The organism is Blautia sp. ZXY-1-B12, assembly GCF_056339915.1.
In genome coordinates, this window is record NZ_JBWJVP010000264.1 from 1 (window position 1) to 19,745 (window position 19,745).

The 19,745-nt window shown below is 41.4% G+C and carries 12 protein-coding genes, 1 pseudogene and 1 other annotated feature; of the genes and pseudogenes, 2 read left to right on the top strand and 11 right to left on the bottom strand.

Going from position 1 to position 19,745, the window contains the following annotated elements; genetic code table 11:
• From AC075L_RS18585 to AC075L_RS18615, 7 genes are all read right to left on the bottom strand, one after another.
• Positions 1–822: bifunctional folylpolyglutamate synthase/dihydrofolate synthase (locus AC075L_RS18585; RefSeq protein WP_476388009.1), on the bottom strand; the 822-nt coding region annotated here is incomplete at its 3' end.
• 111 nt (positions 823–933) lie between these two features.
• Complete coding sequence (locus AC075L_RS18590; RefSeq protein WP_118593099.1) at positions 934–2,970, bottom strand: LTA synthase family protein; 2,037 nt, start codon at positions 2,968–2,970, stop codon at positions 934–936.
• 12 nt (positions 2,971–2,982) lie between these two features.
• Entirely contained in the window at positions 2,983–5,637 is a 2,655-nt protein-coding gene (locus tag AC075L_RS18595; RefSeq protein WP_025579947.1) for a valine--tRNA ligase, read from the bottom strand.
• A 120-nt stretch (positions 5,638–5,757) separates the two neighbouring features.
• Positions 5,758–5,991 (bottom strand) — a binding site (T-box leader).
• A gap of 73 nt (positions 5,992–6,064) precedes the next feature.
• Positions 6,065–7,270, bottom strand: coding sequence for an amidohydrolase family protein (locus tag AC075L_RS18600; RefSeq protein ID WP_055060203.1), 1,206 nt, complete (start codon positions 7,268–7,270; stop codon positions 6,065–6,067).
• Positions 7,271–7,376: 106 nt separating this feature from the next.
• Positions 7,377–7,790 (bottom strand): ABC transporter permease, encoded by a 414-nt coding sequence (locus AC075L_RS18605; RefSeq protein ID WP_476388010.1) that lies wholly within the window; start codon positions 7,788–7,790, stop codon positions 7,377–7,379.
• Complete coding sequence (locus AC075L_RS18610; protein WP_476388016.1) at positions 7,714–11,160, bottom strand: FtsX-like permease family protein; 3,447 nt, start codon at positions 11,158–11,160, stop codon at positions 7,714–7,716. The genes AC075L_RS18605 and AC075L_RS18610 overlap by 77 nt, the downstream gene beginning before the upstream one ends.
• 3 nt (positions 11,161–11,163) lie before the next feature.
• Entirely contained in the window at positions 11,164–11,880 is a 717-nt protein-coding gene (locus tag AC075L_RS18615) for an ABC transporter ATP-binding protein (protein ID WP_022381281.1), read from the bottom strand.
• A 523-nt stretch (positions 11,881–12,403) separates the two neighbouring features.
• On the opposite strand from AC075L_RS18615, the gene AC075L_RS18620 reads away from it, so the two are divergent.
• Complete coding sequence (locus AC075L_RS18620) at positions 12,404–14,116, top strand: hypothetical protein (protein WP_022381280.1); 1,713 nt, start codon at positions 12,404–12,406, stop codon at positions 14,114–14,116.
• Between the two features lie 80 nt (positions 14,117–14,196).
• Here the strand turns inward: AC075L_RS18620 and AC075L_RS18625 are convergent, their stop codons facing one another.
• The 4 genes from AC075L_RS18625 to AC075L_RS18640 all read right to left on the bottom strand — a co-directional run bounded on the left by AC075L_RS18625 (position 14,197) and on the right by AC075L_RS18640 (position 17,831).
• Positions 14,197–15,372, bottom strand: a complete 1,176-nt coding sequence (locus AC075L_RS18625) for a leucine-rich repeat domain-containing protein (RefSeq protein WP_022381279.1) — start codon at positions 15,370–15,372, stop codon at positions 14,197–14,199.
• Between the two features lie 236 nt (positions 15,373–15,608).
• Positions 15,609–15,887 carry a hypothetical protein gene (locus AC075L_RS18630; RefSeq protein WP_022381278.1) on the bottom strand — a complete coding sequence of 93 codons (279 nt, stop codon included), beginning with the start codon at positions 15,885–15,887 and terminating at the stop codon, positions 15,609–15,611.
• Positions 15,888–15,891: 4 nt separating this feature from the next.
• Entirely contained in the window at positions 15,892–16,119 is a 228-nt protein-coding gene (locus AC075L_RS18635; protein WP_022381277.1) for a hypothetical protein, read from the bottom strand.
• Positions 16,120–16,121: 2 nt separating this feature from the next.
• Positions 16,122–17,831 carry an IS1634 family transposase gene (locus tag AC075L_RS18640; RefSeq protein WP_118331046.1) on the bottom strand — a complete coding sequence of 570 codons (1,710 nt, stop codon included), beginning with the start codon at positions 17,829–17,831 and terminating at the stop codon, positions 16,122–16,124.
• A 239-nt stretch (positions 17,832–18,070) separates the two neighbouring features.
• Here AC075L_RS18640 and AC075L_RS18645 point away from each other — a divergent pair.
• A pseudogene (locus AC075L_RS18645) lies at positions 18,071–19,630 on the top strand (IS1634 family transposase).
• The last annotated feature ends 115 nt before the right edge of the window (positions 19,631–19,745 follow it).

The following is a 19,745-nucleotide window of genomic DNA, read 5'->3' on the forward strand; positions in this document are numbered from 1 at the left end:
CAGAACCTCAATCGTCTTTAATGCAAGTGCACTGTTCATCACCTGATACTTTGCAATAAACGGAATGGAGAAAACCATATCCTTATAATACTCATTCCGAAATGCAAAATCAATTCCCGCCGAAGTATTTCTGAGCACTTCTGTATCTGATCTCTTCACTTCATAAGCAGGGCTTCCCAGTTCTTCTGCTCTGGCACGGATCACTTCTGCTGCATCCGGGTCGTTTCCGTCATAAATTACCGGCACACCGGGTACAATGATCCCTGCTTTCTCTCCTGCGATCTTCGCAACCGTATCTCCCAGATACTGCATATGATCCAGACTGATCGATGTGATCACACAGGCAACAGGATTCTCAACAGCAGTAGTCGCATCCAGCCTTCCGCCCAGACCTGTCTCCAGAGTCACATAATCCACCCCTGCCTCTGCAAAGATCACCATTCCCATAAGAAAAAGCATCTCAAAATAAGTCGGATGATAGCTGCCTTCTGCAACCAGTTCATCCGCAAGTACCTTTACTTTCTCAAAGGCCTTCAGGAAAGTATCATTATCAATATTCACCTCATTGATCTGGAAGCGTTCATTGATCTCCACCAGATGAGGAGAAGTAAATAATCCGCAGGAATATCCTGCCTCTCTCAGAACAGAGGTCAGAAACGCACATGTACTTCCCTTTCCATTAGTTCCTGCCACATGGATCACCTTAAACTTATCCTGAGGATTACCAAGTCTTCTCAGACATTCCTTTGTGTGATCCAGACTGTTCTTCTTTGTAAATTTCGGAGTTTCATCAATATAAGCAACTGCTTCTTCGTAATTCATAAAAAAATTCCACCACTTATCTATAATGTATTTAGTTACTCTAACATTATATAATAGTGGTGGAAGTATGTCCAGTACCAATCGTAATATTTTATCCGACAAAATTATGGATTAATTCTCATTCATACCGGCACTTTCTGTTAATTTCCATTTATTATTTGAATAAAGTGCATAGCAGGACCGGTCATAGCTCTTGCTCAGCGGTTTTCGCGTCGAACTGTTGCTTCGCTGGATCACCGCAAGCCTGTCGAAATCATTCAGCTCCGTACCTGTGATCATCAACGTAGTCGGATTGATATAGACCGTATCATACCATTCTCCGTTCAGCTTGATTTCACTGGACGGCGTAAATTCCGTTCCCTTAATGTAATATGTATGATCTGCCTCAGAGATACATTGAATGGAATCCAGAGTCACATCATAGATTCCCATACGCATTCTGGTACGCAGATAAGGACTTTCGCCGCTTTCCCCGTAGGAATATCTCTTTCCATAAAGGAGGTCATACTGCAGGGTTTCCAGATCCACCTGATAATTTCTGGTATTTCTTCTTGCCTGATGATAGCGGAAAACAGTTCCCTCATGGATTCCCACACGATCCATAACCTCTGCCGCCATCTGGTATGCTGCAAGATTTTCATTCTTTTTCTTAAGTCCGAAGTTATCCCACATCACATACTCTGTCTGGAACAGATACTTGTTCTTCAGGTCCTCCACAGTCAGTCCCATAGTCGGAAGGTGGTCACCGTACATAACAAGGACCACATCCTCAGGATAATCTGCCAGCTTATCTGTCAGCTCTTTTACAAAATTATCCATCTCATGGATCTCATTTACGTAATATTCCCATTTATTATTCTCTTCCTCAGTCGGCGCACCGGAAACTGTGATCTCAGGATCCTCCAGAATCTGCTCATCCGGATATGCGCCATGTCCCTGTACGGAAATAGTATATACATAATCCGGCCCCTCAGTAGAATCCAAACATTTCAGGATTTCATCTGTCAGAACCTCATCCTTTACCCAGCCATTTGGATTCTTCTCGTTCTCTCTTGCCATGTACTCTTCAGAAGTAAAAGTATCAAATCCGAGATTCGGGAAAATAGATCTTCTTCCATAGAAGTTTGCCTCATTATTATGAACCGCATGGGTGGTATAGCCCAGATTCTTCAGTACATAAGGTGCACTCTCACAGGTAGTCTCTCTCAGAATACTCTTATAAGGATATTCCCCAGGTCCAAAATAATGCATACTCATTCCTGTAATGGATTCAAATTCCGTATTGGCAGTACCTGCACCGACAGACGGAACCTTATAATATCCTGAAGAATATTCCTTCATCAGCTTACGGAAGGTCGGAATCGGGTCTTCTGAAATATCCAGGTAATTAACCAGCGTAGGATCAAAGAATGATTCTAACTGCAAAAACAGAATATTCGGCCGCTTTTCTTCCTGCGTTTCCGGAAGATTCTTTTCCGTCTTCTCAATTCTTTTGATTTCTTTCTCAGAATAATCTCTCGGACAGCTGATTCCCGTATTAAAAATCGTAGTTGCCAGACAGTAAGGATATCCATAATCCTCATATGCAAAAGCAATATTTCCAAAGTAATTGGAAAGTACCCTCTTCTCCAGTGCAAGCTGTGTACTTCCTGCAAAAAGAGCAACAGCCAGCAGGATCAGAGGAATATTGTAGCGATATTTAATCTTTTTCTGATACTTCGGTCCTTTAATAAGCAGCATCAGCAGTAAAATAACAAGAATCCCAAACAGGATGCAGACTGCCACAACGCCTGCAACAGGCAGATATTTGTTGGCAATCTTCATTGCATCTGTGATCAGATGCAGATCCGGTCCTGTAAACGGTGTAACACGGTTGAGCAGGAGAACACCGTTAATAATGGCCAGTATCAGCCAGAACAACGTAACCAGTACTCTCCAGAATACTCTCCTGTGAAACAGATAAACAATTAGTGACGAGGTAAAAATGAATGCCGCATTATATGCAAAAACCAGAGGTCTCTGTGTCATATAATTCCAGGCTTCTATAAACGAGTGACGGCAGATTGCCTCCATAACAAAATATCCCGCTGCGCTGGCAAGTACATGGAGTAAAAGGGAGATTTTGTTACAAATCTTATACAATTTCATCTAAACACTCCCTTATTTCTTAAGCTGCTCTAACTGTCCTTTAACCTTATCCATCATTTCTTTATATTTCGCAAGTTTGTCTTTCTCCGCATCCACCTTGGCAGCAGGTGCCTTGTTTACGAAGTTCGGATTATTCAGCATACCTTCACATCTTGCAATCTCTTTTGTGAGACGTTCTGTTTCTTTTGTAAGACGTTCAATCTCTTTATCTTTGTCAATCAGGTCTTCCAACGGCATATATACAACCGCATTGGAAACAACTACTGAAACTGCATCTTCACTGATTCCGTTCTTGTCTGTCTGTACCAGAATCTCTTTTGCAAATGCAAGATTTACAAAGGATTTCTTGCTGTTCTCATACATTGCTGCTGTTTCAGCATCCTTTGCCACAATATGCAGGCTTGTCTTGCGGTTATTCGGAACATTCATCTCTGTTCTGGTATTACGGATACCTCTTACAACCTCTTTGAAGCCCTCGATTGCTTTCTCAGCATCCGGGAAGTTTCTCTCTTCTCTGTATACAGGCCATTCGGAGATCATAATAGACTCTTCTTCAGGAAGAAGTGTGCAGTAGATTTCCTCTGTGATAAACGGCATATACGGATGAAGAAGCTTCAGGCCTTCTGTCAGCGCTGTTCTTAATGTCCAGAGTGCATCATTTGCTGCCTTCGGATCTTCCTCTGCCTTCCACAGACGAACTTTAGCCATCTCAATATACCAGTCGCAGAGTTCATCCCACAGGAAGTCATAAACCTTCTGTACTGCAATACCAAGTTCATATTTTTCCATGTTCTCTGTAGCTTCGCGGATCACTGTATTTAAGTGAGACAGAATCCATTTATCCTCTGCACAGAGATCATTTAAGTTCTCCGGTTCTGTCACTGTCTTGCCTTCCAGGTTCATCATGATGAAACGGGAAGCATTCCAGATCTTGTTTGCGAAGTTACGGCTTGCTTCTACCTTTTCCCAGTAGAAACGCATATCATTTCCAGGTGCATTACCTGTCATCAGAGTAAGACGAAGAGCATCTGCGCCGTATTTATCAATAACTTCCAGAGGATCGATACCGTTTCCAAGAGACTTACTCATCTTACGTCCCTGGGAGTCACGTACCAGACCATGGATCAGTACATGATGGAACGGAACCTGATCAGTCTGCTCCAGAGCAGAGAATACCATACGGATAACCCAGAAGAAGATAATGTCATATCCTGTAACAAGTACATCTGTCGGATAGAAATATTCCAGTTCCGGTGTTTTCTCCGGCCAGCCAAGCGTGGAGAATGGCCATAATGCAGAACTGAACCAGGTATCCAGTGTATCCTCATCCTGATGAAGATGTGTACATCCGCATTTCGGGCATTTCTCAGGCATTTCTCTTGCAACTACTACTTCACCGCACTCATCACAGTAATAAGCCGGAATTCTGTGTCCCCACCATAACTGTCTGGAAATACACCAGTCGCGGATATTCTCAAGCCAGTGAAGATACGTCTTGTCAAAACGGGACGGAACGAATTTCAGATCTCCGTCATCCAAAGCTTTGATTGCAGCCTTTGCCATCTCGTCCATCTTTACAAACCACTGTGGCTTGATCATAGGCTCTACCGTTGTGCCGCAGCGGTCATGAGTTCCAACGCTGTGGTTGTGAGGAACTACTTTTACCAGAAGTCCAAGTTCTTCCAGATCTGCTACCATTGCCTTACGTGCTTCGTAACGGTCCATACCAGCGTATTTTCCACCAAGCTCGTTGATGGTCGCATCGTCATTCATAATGTTGATCTCTTCCAGATTGTGACGGCGTCCAACCTCAAAGTCATTAGGGTCATGGGCAGGTGTGATCTTTACACATCCTGTTCCGAATTCTTTGTCTACATATTCATCGGCGATCACCGGAATCTCTCTGTCTGTGAGAGGAAGCTTCAGCATCTTGCCGATGAGATCCTTGTAGCGCTCATCTTCCGGATTTACGGCAACAGCAGTATCACCCAGCAGGGTTTCCGGACGTGTAGTTGCAATCTCTACGAAACGTCCCTCTTCCCCTACGATCGGGTAATTAATGTGCCAGAAAAATCCGTCCTGATCCTCATGCTCAACCTCTGCATCAGAGATGGAAGTCTGGCATACAGGACACCAGTTGATGATTCTGGAACCTTTGTAGATATAGCCTTTTTCATATAATTTGATAAATACTTCCTGTACTGCCTTGGAACATCCCTCATCCATTGTGAAACGTTCTCTCTCCCAGTCTGCGGAAGCACCCAGTTTCTTTAACTGATTGATGATCTTTCCGCCGTACTCCTCTTTCCATGCCCACGCATGTTTTAAGAATTCCTCACGGCCGATATCGTGTTTGTCGATGCCTTCTTTTTTCAGCTTGTCGATAACCTTAACCTCTGTAGCGATAGCTGCATGGTCAGTTCCCGGCTGCCATAATGCTTCATAGCCCTGCATTCTCTTGAAACGGATCAGGATATCCTGCATAGTTTCATCCAGCGCATGTCCCATATGAAGCTGGCCAGTTACGTTTGGCGGCGGCATAACAATAGTAAACGGTTTCTTGTCCGGATTTACTTTTGCATGGAAATATCCATTGTCCATCCATTTTGTGTAAAGACGCTCTTCGATTCCCTTAGGATCGTAAGTTTTTGCAAGTTCTTTGCTCATAATGTCCTCCTGATATTCTATCTCTGTAATAAAAGTATCTGCGGATCACTCCGCTGTAAAGCAGCCCACAGCTCTATAAGCTTATTCGATTAAAAAACGCCCTTTACACGCATTATACGTGCAAAGGGCGATATAAATCGCGGTACCACCTTAGTTTGTCTCTCATTCCCTTAACGCGGGATACGTGAAAGCCTACCATGCGCGTATATGAATCTCAGTATTATCATACCACTCACTTCAGCCTCCCGGCTCCAAAGCTACCTTCAGCGCTTCTGTTTCCGGGAAACCTTCCAGCTTATAAGCTTCCCTCTCTGTGGGACATTACCGCCTACTCCTCTTTTTCACAGCCTTTTTCTGGATTCTACTATAATGAAAAAAGGCTTTCTTGTCAAGAATGTTTCTCCGGATTTCACAAATTTATCTGATGTCATACGTATATTTTTCCCGCATTGTCGAACAAAATTTTATCAATAATATCCTTTGCATTATTTACGGAAAGATATCCGTCCTCTATTTTTTCTCTCAGAACACTACACAGTGAAAAACGGAATGCAAGAAGGGAGCCATAACTTTCCTCTACTGTCCATGTATCACATCCCCAGCAGATTTTATCAATCTGGGACATCTCGATCAGCTGATGCATTACACGTTTTGATGCAGTGTAGGATAAGATTGGAAGCCAGGTCAGATCCGGATACAGATTCGGATATCCGTCTACTATGGAAAAGAGATCATCTACCCATGGAAAGCCGCAATGCAGCAGTACGAATTTTGTTTCCGGATTATTTTTTATCACATTGTTCAACTGCAATATATTCGTATCTATGACTTGTCCCATTCCTGTATGGCACTGCAATGGAAGTGACACTTCCGCCGCAATTTCACATATTTTCCAGAACAAATAGTCCTGAAAACATCTGATATCTTCCTGGGTTATATCCGACTCTTTTAAACGGAATACCCTTTCAGCCTGCTCCCGCGTCACTTTTTCAAAATGAAGACTACGCTCATAGGCCATCGCTATTTTTAAGGCCACACAGCCCTCACTCTTTTTTTGTATGATCCACTTTCTGACCCACTCCACATAATCCTGTAAATTGTCCGGCAGCTCACCGAAGTTCTCTTCCAGTGATACACCGTCATGATTGCGAAGTCCTTTTTTATAGCCCAAAAAGAACAGATCCAGTCGAAAAGCAGGCGTAAACAGTTCCGGTCTTCCATTGTCAGAGCCCGGATTCCAGTAGGTATCTACGATTACTTTTTGATACTTACACTTATTTTTCAGTACATCCATGTAAAAGTCGGGATTTTGATGCGCTTTTCTGATCTGATCTGAAATCTGATCCCAGTTCTGAGCTGTGATCGGCTCCGATATTCCATACAACTCCCCGATTGCCTTTTGAAGCCAGACAAAATAAGATTTATATCGTGTTTTTTCCAGATATGCATTCCTGCTTTCTGCTGTTGTCCCCGGAGTTACCTGCTGCCATTGTAAATACGTATTATTTATCAGCTTATCCAGATCAAAATCCACCATCGCCTGTTCTGGCAGATGATGTGAATGCGTGTTCCTGATTTTATGATCGGATATATAGTTCATTAATTCCTGCTCTATCTGATTTGCTGTTCCCATGATAATATTCCCCTTTCTTCCTCTTATCCATTCTATCCGTTTGACTACATATTTAAAAACCACAGAAAAACAATTTCTTCTTTTCCGCAATAAAGCGACAGATCGTTTATTCCACACTTTTCAGGGATTCTACCATGTCAATCTTCTTTAATTTCTGATGCATAAACAGATTTACGATCATGGAGAATCCAATTGTCAGCAGTCCACAGTACAGGAAACTGACAGGATTAATATTTCTTCCGAACATGACCGCATCCACTTCCACAGTACGGATAATATATCTGTGCAAAAAGATTCCGAATACAGCCCCTGCCAGCACGCCGATGAGGGTAAGGATAACATTCTCCCTGTATACATAGGCCGAAACCTCAGTATCATAGAATCCCAGCACCTTCAGGGTTGCCAGTTCTCTCTGACGCTCCGTAATATTGACATTGTTCAGATTATACAGAACCACGAAAGCAAGCATTCCCGCAGAAATGATCAGCACTATGATCACCGTATCCAATGCTCCAAGCATTCTGTGAAGCTGAGCCTCCAGACTGCTGGTATAGCTGATGCTTAACGCAGCCGGATACTTCAGGATTCTCATTTCCCACCTCAGATTCTGATTCTTTGTACTCCTCTTTTACTGTGAACACAGTTGCAGAATAGTTCGGCTTCTCCCCGAAGGTCTGTTCATAGACATTTCCTGTCATATAAATATAATGTCCCATGTAATTCTCTGTCACTGCTGCGATCTTTGTCTCATAATTTTTTCCATCCTTTGTGATGGTCATGGTATCCCCGACTTTCAGTCCTGTCAGAGTTGCCGTCTTCTCACTGATCACTGTACCTGCTTCCGTCAGCTTATATTTCTCTTTTGTCTTTCTGTCCTGAAGAGTTACATCCTTATTAAAGGTCTCAAGATTCTCAGGCACATACACATATACGCTGATATTGGATTTATTTCTGGGAACACTCATCTTGGTAAACTGCACATGGGTATATCTCTCGATCTGGCTGTCATTCTTCAAAAATTCATCCAGCTCCTGTCTCTCCTTATCCGTTGCATCCTCATCATCAATGATCGTTCCTGTATAATGCTGAAGCTCCTGATACTGCCGTCTGGCAATATCCATAATGGAATCCCTGAGTCCAAAACCTACCAGCATCAGCGCCATACTTCCCGAAATACCGAAAATCGTCATAAAGAAACGTTTTTTATATCGGAAAAGGTTTCTCAGAGTAGATTTCCATGTAAAATTCAAGTGCTTCCAGAAAAGCGGGATCCGTTCCAGCAGGATTCTCTTACCCTCTTTGGGAGCAGGAGGACGCATCAGTGATGCCGGAGTTTCCGCCAGTGCCCTGTAACAGGAGAAAATGGTGGCTCCGACGGTACACACAGTTGCCGCACCTGCTGCTATCATTGCAAATTTAAACTCATAACGGATCTGGATATTGTTCATCATGCCCTTGTACATAATGCCATACCCGTTAATAATAACCAAAGGCAGGATCTTCTCTCCGATCAGAATTCCCAGAATACTGCCTCCCACAGTGGCAAGAAAGGCATACAGCAGATATTTGGATGCAATCGCATACTTGCCGTATCCCAGAGCCTTCATTGTACCGATCTGGGTTCTCTGTTCTTCCACCATTCGTGTCATGGTAGTCAGACTTACCAGTGCAGCCACCAGGAAAAAGATAACAGGGAAAACCTGTCCGATACTTCTCATTCTGTCTGCATTATCCCCATAATCTGAATATTCCGGCAGATCATTGCGGTCCGTTACCATCCATTCCGGCATACTGATATCATCGATCTCATCCTGAGCATCCTGAATCTTCTTCTCACCGTCTGCAATTTCTTTCTCTGCATCCCTCTTGCCGTCTTCGTATTCTTTTTTACCTTCTTCCAGATCCTTCTCAGCTTTCTTGATGTCCTTTCTGGAATCCTTCAGCTTCTGTTCGTTCTCTGAGATTTCCTTCTCTCCATCCCTCAGCTTCTGTTCATTGTCGGCAATCTCTTTCTCGCCGGAAGCAAGCTTCCCTTCATTCTCCCGGATCTGTGCTTCTCCCGAAGCAAGTTCTGCCTCCTTCTCCTCTAACTGAGCCTGGCTGGAATTTAGTTTTGCTTTTGCAGCATCGATCTGTTCCTGTGCTGACTCAAGCTGGGCTTCTTTTTCCTGAATCTCTTTTCTGGCTGGTTCCAGCTTCTTCTCCTGAGCCTTCACCTCTTTCCATCCTGCATCAATCTTTGCCTGGGCATCGGGAAATGCGGCCTCCTGCTGGTTCAGTTCTGCTTCCTTTGCATCAAGCTGGGCCAGTCCGCTCTCCACCTGGCTTAAACCACTCTCCAGTTCACTTCTTGCTGCTGCGATCTGGTTTCTGGATGCTTCCAGCTGGGCCGCCTGACTGTCCACCTGCTCCTGATAAGCGGAAACCTGTGCTGCCAGAGCCGCCAGGTCTTCCTCTGAATATACTCCCGAAGCTGCTGCTTCCTCATACTGTGCCTGTAATGCTGCAAGCTGACTTCTGGCATTCTCTAACTGAGCCTCTCCTTCGGAAAGCTGGGCCTCCTGCTGCTCAATCTGGGCAAGTCCCTGATTGCAGCTTTCCTTTTTGGCATTTAAGTCCTGTCTGGTTGCTGCAATCTGCTCTCTGCCTGACTGGATCTGCGCCTTTCCATTGTCAAGTTCCTGCTGGCTCTGGGTAAGCTGCGTCTTTGCATCCGCAATCTGCTTCTCACCAGCGCTTAACTGATTCTTGCCATCCTCAAGCTGTGCTTTTCCATCATCAAGCTTTGCCTGGTTCTCTGAAACCTCCGCCCATCCGGCATTCAGCTGTTCCTTTGCAGATGCGATCTGTGCTCTGCCACTGGCAAGCTGCTCTTTCGCACTGGCAAGCTGGGATCTGCCATCCTCTAATTCCTTCTTTGCATCTGCAAGCCGGGCTTTTCCGTCCTCCAGTTCCTTTTTTGCGTCTGCAAGCTTTTTCTTGCCATCCTTATATTCCTTCTTGCCGTCTTTTAACTTCTTTTTGCCGTCCTCCAGTTCCTGTCTGGCATCCGCAAGCTTCTCATTAGCTTCCTTCTTTCCGTCTTCAAGTTCCTGTCTGGCATCTGCAAGCTTGTCATTGGCTTCCTCTACAATCTCATCATATCTGACCTGACACCGTTCTGCCTCAATCCCCTCCACTCGCTCCTGCACTCGCTCTATCAGGGAATCATAAGCATCTGTATAGCTGATCAGATCCTGTGCCCCATGAGCCTGCACATAGATCTGTGTATAAACCTCCTGGTCAAAATCCTCAGGGAGCACATAGGCAAATCCATTAACCTCACCGGAACCAAGAGTAGAGTTTCCCCGGTTATAGGATATGTAAAGCGGACTCTCACCTAAACCCACAACTGTGTAATCTGTCTTTTTCAGCAGTTCGCTGTCTCCGCCCTCTTTCAGGGTAATCTGATCACCCACCTTATATCCATTGCTCTCAGCAAAAATACAGTCAAGGAAAATCTCTCCGCTTTTTTCCGGAGCTTTTCCCTCTGTCACTGAGATCCGGTTCATGGTTTGATCCACAGCTTCCACATGAAGTACCTTCTGCTTCTCGCCTTCTCCACACATTACATCTGTACCATAGGCGCCCTCTGCATTCTCAACTCCGTCCACCTGCTTAATGGCAGCTACATCATCCTCCGTCAGTCCCAGAGTTCCCATTACTTTGATATCCATAAGATTGGTTTCATCATAATAGGCATCACCTGAGAAGCGCATATCCGGTGACGACGCCTGTATTCCGGAAAAGAATGCAACTCCCAAAGCAACGATCATAAATATGGAAATAAACCTGGCCTTACTTTTTCGTATCTCCATCCAGAAATCTTTATGCATTGCTTTCATATTCATCACCTACCATTCAATCTCCTCTATGGGTGTAGGATGGTCATTCATCGTCATCCTGGAAACCTTTCCGTTCTTGATCTTGATCACACGGTCTGCCATAGGTGTCAGCGCCGAGTTATGGGTAATGACGATCACTGTCATTCCACGCTCCCTGCACATATCCTGCAAAAGCTTTAAGATTGCCTTACCAGTCTGGTAGTCCAGTGCACCTGTGGGCTCATCACACAGTAAGAGCTTGGGATTCTTCGCCAGTGCCCTGGCAATGGAAACTCTCTGCTGCTCACCACCGGAAAGCTGTGCCGGGAAATTGGTCAGTCTGTCCTTCAGTCCCACTTCCTCCAGAACCTCCCTGGCATCCAGCGGATTTTTACAGATCTGCAATGCCAGTTCTACGTTCTCCAGCGCTGTAAGATTAGGCACCAGATTATAGAACTGGAATACAAATCCAATATCATTTCTCCGATAACCGGTAAGCTGCCTGCTGTTATATCTGGCAATATTCCTTCCATCCACCAGAACTTCTCCGCTGGTAGCCTGATCCATACCCCCAAGAATGTTCAGCACTGTCGTCTTGCCCGCACCGCTGGGACCAACGATCACTACAAACTCTCCCTTGGCAATCTCAAAGCTGATCTCATCCACTGCAACGATCTTTACTTCTTTGGTTCCATATATCTTGGAAACCTTATCCAGTTTTACATATGCATCTGTCATCTCACTCATCCGCATTTCCCCTGTAATTTTATTTTTGCTACACCGGTAATTTTATTTTGTTACAATTATTAACGATTCTTTTGACCCCGATTTATTTCCGTATTTATTTACAGGCAGGTCAAATTCTGACCTGCCTGGTAGTCTTAATGGTTATATTTATTGTAACACATTATACCTGTAATTAAAAATAAAATATTCATAAAAAATCCAGATACTTCAAAACCGCCTGATCATCTCAGGCGGTTCATCATTTTAACCATGTGGCATATCTCCTTTCTTCTTATTTCGTGTACCAGAACATCTTATATCTTCTTTACCCGTTATTATTTTACATTAAGCTGATGACGAAAATATAAAAGTGGGACTAAACATACATCATCTGACCTCGAATCTTTATTTTTATTCTTACCTGATTTCCGCATGAAAGAAAAAAATCATGCTCATATACACACTTATGGTTTACAAATCACAAAAAGCAGCATCTTTATATAGTGAATTTGCAAATTCAAAAAATTTAAAGGAGGCAAAAATTATGCCAGGAACATTTAACGGAACAACTTTAACTATTTCAGCTACCCCCGTAGACGGTGCACTGATTCCCGATAAAAGTGCAACAAATGTAGCGGGAATTGCCATTGTGGGGTCAGATATGTATTGCGTAAAGACAACCGGTCTTAAAACTACATTACTCAAAACGACTGACTACATGGCAACAAAAGCAACTGCCGTAAAAAAAGATCTGAACTGGTTCGCTCTGGGACTTACCAAAATTGGAAATTATCTGTATATGCTTGCAGAAGACCATAAAGGTTACGGCGGTTCTACAACCATCGTAAAACTGGATACCAAAGGCAATCAGCTCGGTACGTACAGTATCAATGAAATTTGTCCAAAAGGCGCATTAGGTATCACTGCAGCTGACGGAACTAACGAGAAATTTATCATTATGCATTACGCTGACAAGAGCAATGCTGGGACATTAGCTTTCAGTGTTGTAGACTGGAAGGCTGCTGAAGCAGCAAGTACATTCACAGTTACTAACTCAGGTTTTGGTTATACCACACGGCTTCAGGATATTTACTATCACACTTCATTTGGATTATTTATCCTGACAAATAACACTTTTTCAACACTTCAGAACCGTATTCTGGTAGTTGATTATCATCTTACTGATGATAAAGGTAAAAAATACACTCCATGTTCGGTCATCAATGTAAATAAAACAGGTGAATATAAGCAGTACAACCTTGAATCAATCTGTATGAAAGCCAATCACCTTGTGCTTGCATCCAATGTTATAACATCTGATGGAACCGCAGAAGATAAATTCTCTGTGCTGGAAGGCATTACCTACTCCGGTAAAACCTATACTTTTGCATGCGGTTTTAAAGCAGGAGCCCGTGTACCTACCAAAGTAGATCCCAACTATGAAACAACTAATCTGGGATGTGTATCCTTTAACGGAAACAATACTCCATATTTTATAAAACAAAGTCAAGATAAAGTCGCTGTTCTTGGCTACTGTAAAAATTATATGAATACAAGCGCAGGTGTATCTCACTTTAAAACATTCACTGACGGTTTATTAGGTCATGCCAACGGTATGAGCTGTTTTAACGGAAAATTCTTTGTTGTCGCAGGAAATAACAAAGTGGTTGCTATCAGCAGTAACAAAGAGGATGAGGAAATAACATATACAGTAACTCCCAACGATAACGATAAATCATTTGCTCTTAAAGCAATTAATTATTTTTATGAGGCAAATACAGCTTTATTATTGTCCGTTGTTGACGGAACATTAAAGCTCTATAAATGTACATTTGAAAATGAAAAAAATGTAAAAGCCACTTATCTTTGTACACTGGTAAACGCCGGTCAGCCTACATCCCAGGATATTTTCTATCACAATAAATTAGGGCTTTTTGTCGGAACCAGTAATCCACATACTGTAAGTGGAGTAACGACTAAAATCACAACAAAAAACACCTTGCTTCATTATAATCTGAAAAAACTTGATGATAGCAAACTTTTATATCCGGATTTCGGATTTGTTACAGATATTCCTGCTAAAGATGCTCAGGGCCGCAAATATAACAGTTTTGAACTGGAATCAGTGGCTCTGGATCAAAATAATAAATTAATCGCTGTGTGCAATGTCAATGTCAAAGATGCTACCCACACCAGTGGTTTAGCATCCACTGACGGCTTCTTTCAGTATAATACGCTTGAATTTATTACAGCTTGATTTCGCTACATCAATAACAGCATAAATTTCCATTATAAAAAGCAGGCAGTTTTTCGCCTGCTTTTTATAATTCCAATTTTCTATTTAACAACAACTTTTTTATTATCTGACCATACGCCAAACTGTTTAATACCATTCAACAACGTATATGCATGCGCTTTCAAATAGTAAACTCCCGGTTTTATATTTTTAAAAGTAACTGTATTTTTCTTTTGATTTTTTAATACAATATTTTCTCCTGAATCTGCATTCTTAAGTACGCAATCAAACCCATCACTGTATTTTAAATTTCCAAACTGTGCGGTTACTGTTTTCTTTTTCCCGGTAATTTTTATTAATTTTATATTATCTTTATTTAGTTTAACAGGAGGCATACGCATTTCATTAGACCACCTGCTATAACTTTTTTTACCATTTTGAACAGTATAAGAACGGACTCTGGCAAATCCCATAGTCGGCACTTTTTTTAATATACAGGTTGTGTTTGCAGAATTTTTATTAGCTAATACCTTAGTACCATCATATATTTGATATTGATATCCATCTGCATTCTTTACTTTTCCGCTCAAATCAATTGTAACATAGATTTGTTTGTTTACTATATCTGAATCAACAGATTTTATATACGGACGATTTGTTTCTGGTTTTGAAGCAGTTCCCTCACTTACAAAAGGAATACCATTCATCTTACAGTAATAGTATGCATATGAATTTTTCTTTCCATGAACTGTTAGAGAATCACAATTTATGAACGCCTCAGCACCTATCTCAGTAACTGTTTCAGGTATATATAACGTTTTCAGTTTTCGACAGTCAGCAAATGCAAAAAAATCTATACTTTGAAGATTTTGGGGAAGTTTAACACTCGTCAGTTCACCGCAGTATATAAATGCACTTTGTCCAATTTTTTTCACATTATCAGAAAGTATTACCCTTTTAAGCTTTGGACATGTGCTAAAGGCAAAAACTGGAACAGTATCTACTGAAGCCATCCACTCTACTTCTTCTATATTCAAATTATCTTCAAAACAAAATTTTTCTACTTTAGAAACCGAAGGAAGAAGCATTATCTTCTTATAATCTCCAGTTGGGTATTCTCCATACACACGGCTCTCTGAAATTTTCAACTGTTCATACTTATTTTTACTTTCAATGGTTATCTGTGATTTCATAGCAGCTTCTGCTGAGACAGATGCAGAAATTGCTACACACGTTAAAGCAATCAACAATATTTTCTTTACTTTCTTTGACTTCATAGAATCTCCTCCAATCAATAATATTCATCTATTATCATAGTATATCACTAACTATAAAAGATCCTGTATTTCTGGTATTAAAAGTATTCTAATGACCCCGAACCAAAATGCAAATTTAAATTAATCTCCACAGTTTTGCAGCAACATATGTTCGCCTGTAGTCTGAAAGCCTTTTGTTTAGCAGCTGCCTTAATTTCCAGCCTGGAATAGCCCTAAAAGCATCTCGGGCTGGAAATTTACATGTTATTGGCACCTTGAATCTGTGCTTCAGTCATACACATATCATGTTCTTTCGCAAATTTAAGAGTTGCCTTTAACCCTTTGGTTTTTTCTCCTTTCAAACCTTCGAATGCTACTTTTACATCTATCATGTAGCAGTATTCTAAAAATCTTTTCAATGCCTTTTCCTTCTGGCTGTTCTTAAATAATAATTCCCATACAGACATCATATCTTCATGATAGAGAAGAATAATGATATCTCCATACCTGACTGCAAAATAGTATTCCGTTAACATTTGATCACGCCTCTTCAGATTTACTGTGCAGGTACTGCATGATTTCTTCATAGCTCCGTCCACTCTGTGCTATAGCATCCAATAACTTTTTCTGGCGAAGTGCATCCCTCTTATCCAATAAATCTTTTAATGTTGCTGCCGCAGCATCATACCGATGCTTTGCTTTCACCAGATCCTTCTGTGCTTTTTCAATTTTAGTGTCCAGTAGTTCTGCGTTTATTTCACGTGCCATATTTACCGCCTTTCTTTCTGAATGTTTGATTTCTTAAGTGTATTACTGATCTCTCCGGCTCGATAAGTAATGTTTCCTTCATTCATCCCAAAAGCCTCTAAGATTTTTTTCTGCTTTGCTGTTACAGCATGGTCCAGCCGGTATACATTATCCGTCTGGCGTGTCATTTCAATCTTCTCAAGTTCCCTGATTGCTGCCGGAACTGTCATATAATTCTGTTTCTTCTCAAGTTTTTCGTTCTCTTCCTGTAATGCAGTATAAATTTTGTTTCGGATTATCAGTGCGATGAATTGTGTAAAAATCCTTCCCTCAACTCCTTCGTTTGTATGTGAACGCATGCTCTTGTTTCCAAGGAATGATTTATCAGAGGCAAAAAGTTTCTCAGATACATCACGGCTCTTATAAAGATGCAGTGCTTCCTTTGCGGTCATCCTTTCGGATGTAATAATAACAAAGTATCCGCATAATGATATTTCCCGTTCTGTCACAGTTGTTTTTTCTTCCGGATATAAAAACACGCCATCTTTATCGTAGTGAAGATAAAAGTATTTTTCGTAAGCTGAACCGAACTCTACTGTTTCATTCTGATGTGACATCAGCAAAGCTGTCCGCTCTCTCAGTGCGTTTTCAAAATGCTCCCGTTCATCAGCATCTTTTGAAATACTATGATAAATATGAATGTATCTCTTTTTTTCATCGCCTTCAAATAAAGTCCTTTGTACTGTTTTTCCATACACACCATAGGCATTCATGTCACAAGAGCGCTTATTTTCGAACGTTCCTTTGTTCTCTAAGATCAAATCACTTATGAAAGAAGACATGCCTTTAGCCATGATCACAAAACTATAACCACATTCGTCTAAATAGCGTATATTTCCACGGCTGAAATATCCCCTGTCCAAAATGAAACCGATTTTTTTATAGCCATACCCAGTGATTTTACCAAGCATGGTCCTAAGCTGTGATACGTCGTTAATACTTCCAGGATAGGCTTCATAAAAGAGTGGTTCTTTATTCTTAAGATCATATCCAACCGAATAGTTGATGATAGCTGAACCGATATCTGTCTTGGCATGACCGAATTCAGCCAGTTCAATCTCTCCGGCCTGACAGTTCTTATTCGTAGAATCATAGGAAATATAAATACGCTCCCTTCGATTTCTCTTTGCATTCCATTCATTCAGAAAGCCTGTACTCTTATCCTTGGTGATGCTCTTAAAGAAATCACTTACCGACGCATCACTATAGATCTTCATACCAGAACTATACAGTGGATGATTGTATGCGTAATCCGGATAATGCTGTGCCACATTGCTTTCTTCTACAATAGAGTAAGAGGCAAGGTCAAGCAATAATGCCATATCCCGCTCAGAGAAGAACTGTCCGAGCAGCTTGTCTAACGAATAATCCAATACTATTTTATGCATTACAGCATATGTACCAACCCGCAGACAGCTGCTACGTTCTGTCCGGTCTTCCATCCCTGATAAGACTGCATCTGGAAAGTATTTCAGAAAGGCTTCGTTAGGAATCATCATAGTGTCATCATCTGGACATACCTTGCCTATAGTCGCTCTCTGTGGATAGGTATATTTTTTCTCCGGATCATAATAGCGACCATACTCATACTTAATATATGTGATATCCCCGCGTCTTAATCGGGTCAATTTTCCATGCACATCCGGTAGCTTAACTCTTGATTTCAGGTACATATTTGCCTCCTTTATTTAGGTTTATATAGCCCTAAATTTATTGTACGGCACAACCCGTATTTTTGCAATAATTTCCGCAGAAATACGGGCTTTTTTAAAATTTTATTTTCGTTAGGGCTACTCATTTTTGGAAGTTAAGGAGCTGGCGAGCTTTTTTTATTTTTAAAATCGGTCATATTTCACCAGCGTTTTATGGTGCTTGGTACAATAGATATTATTATACCAAATGGGGTTCTATTATGTATCTCAAAAAAACGCCAAACACTCATGGACGAATTCGTCTTTCCATCGTTGATAATTATTATGACAAAGTTAAAAAATGTTCCCGCCAGAAAACAGTGGCGTCTATTGGCTGGCTTGATGAACTAGAAAAACAGTATGATGACCCGATCGCCTATTTTACAAAACGTGTGGCGCAGCTCAATGAAGAAAAACAGAAAAAGCAGGCTCCAATCAACTTTACTTTTTACAATTCAGATAGACTTTGTGTCGGTGATAACCTGCGAAAAAACCTTGGCTATACTGCATTGTGTCAAATCTATCATGAGCTTGGCATCCATACATTTCTGACCAACCGGCAACGTCATTCTAAAGAACAGTATGATTCCAATACGATTATGAAAATGCTTGTTTATTCCAGACTCCTCTTTCCGGTCTCAAAGAAATCTTCCTATGACAACCGGGAACGTTTTTTTGAAAACACAGATTACTCACTGGATGATATTTACCGCTGTCTTTCTTTTTTAGACAAGCACAGAGAAAACTTACAGGTATGGATGAATGACCGCATCAAAAAGAATTATGGCAGGGATACCAGCCTGATTTATTACGATGTTACTAACTACTATTTCGAAACAGATGAACCAAATGATTTTCTTCGCAAAGGGGTCTGTAAAGAATACCGGCCTAATCCTATCGTACAAATGGGACTTTTCATCGATAACAAAGGAATCCCCATTACTTATGAATTATTCCCTGGAAATACCAACGACTGCCTAACCTACCGACCAAACTTAGGGCGCATAAAAAAGCAGTTTGACCTTGGCCGGGTAATCACTGTTGCTGATAAGGAGATGACAACAGGTGATAACATCTGGTATACGATCAATACTCCCACTCATGATGGATATGTTTTCAGTATGTCCATCCGGGGAGCTGAAAAAAGCCTCAAAAACTATGTCCTCAAAGAAGATGAGTATGAATGGCTCGGCACGGAATATAAACGAAAATCCCGGAAATTACACAAGAGCCACTTCTTATGGAGCTGCCAAATATGTAAAAAAAATAGATTATGACAAAGAAACCGGGGAAATCCTCACTTCCTCCTCCATTCTGAACCTTGATGAGGAGAATATTCGGGAAGAGAAGGCATTGGACGGTTATTACATGCTCCTGACCAACGAAATGGAAGCGTCAGATGATGAGATTATTGATATGTATCGAGGATTATGGCGGATTGAAGAATCCTTCAAAGTAACCAAAAGCGAACTGGAAGCCAGACCCGTATATGTCTGGACTAAGGAACATATCGAAGCACACTTTCTGACCTGTTTTGTAGCCCTGACAATCGCAAGAATACTGGAAAACAAGCTTGAGCATAAATACAGCGTTGGAACAATTCTTGAATCCTTGTCAAAAGCAGAATGCAGTCTGGTTCAGCAAAACTACTACTTGTTTGACTACTATGATGAACTGTTAAAAGATATCGGATTGATTTTGGAAAACGTATTCGGACTTTAGGAGAAATAAAAAAATTTTGGCAAAAGCAAAAAAGTAGAAAAAACACCATGAAAAAATGACAAAACAGAGAAGCCGCAATCCAGCATAATCTAATATTTTTCATGATTTAAGTCCTCTCTCATAAGTCATTCATTAGATACCAATAAGATACCTCATTATAAAAATCCCCCTTAA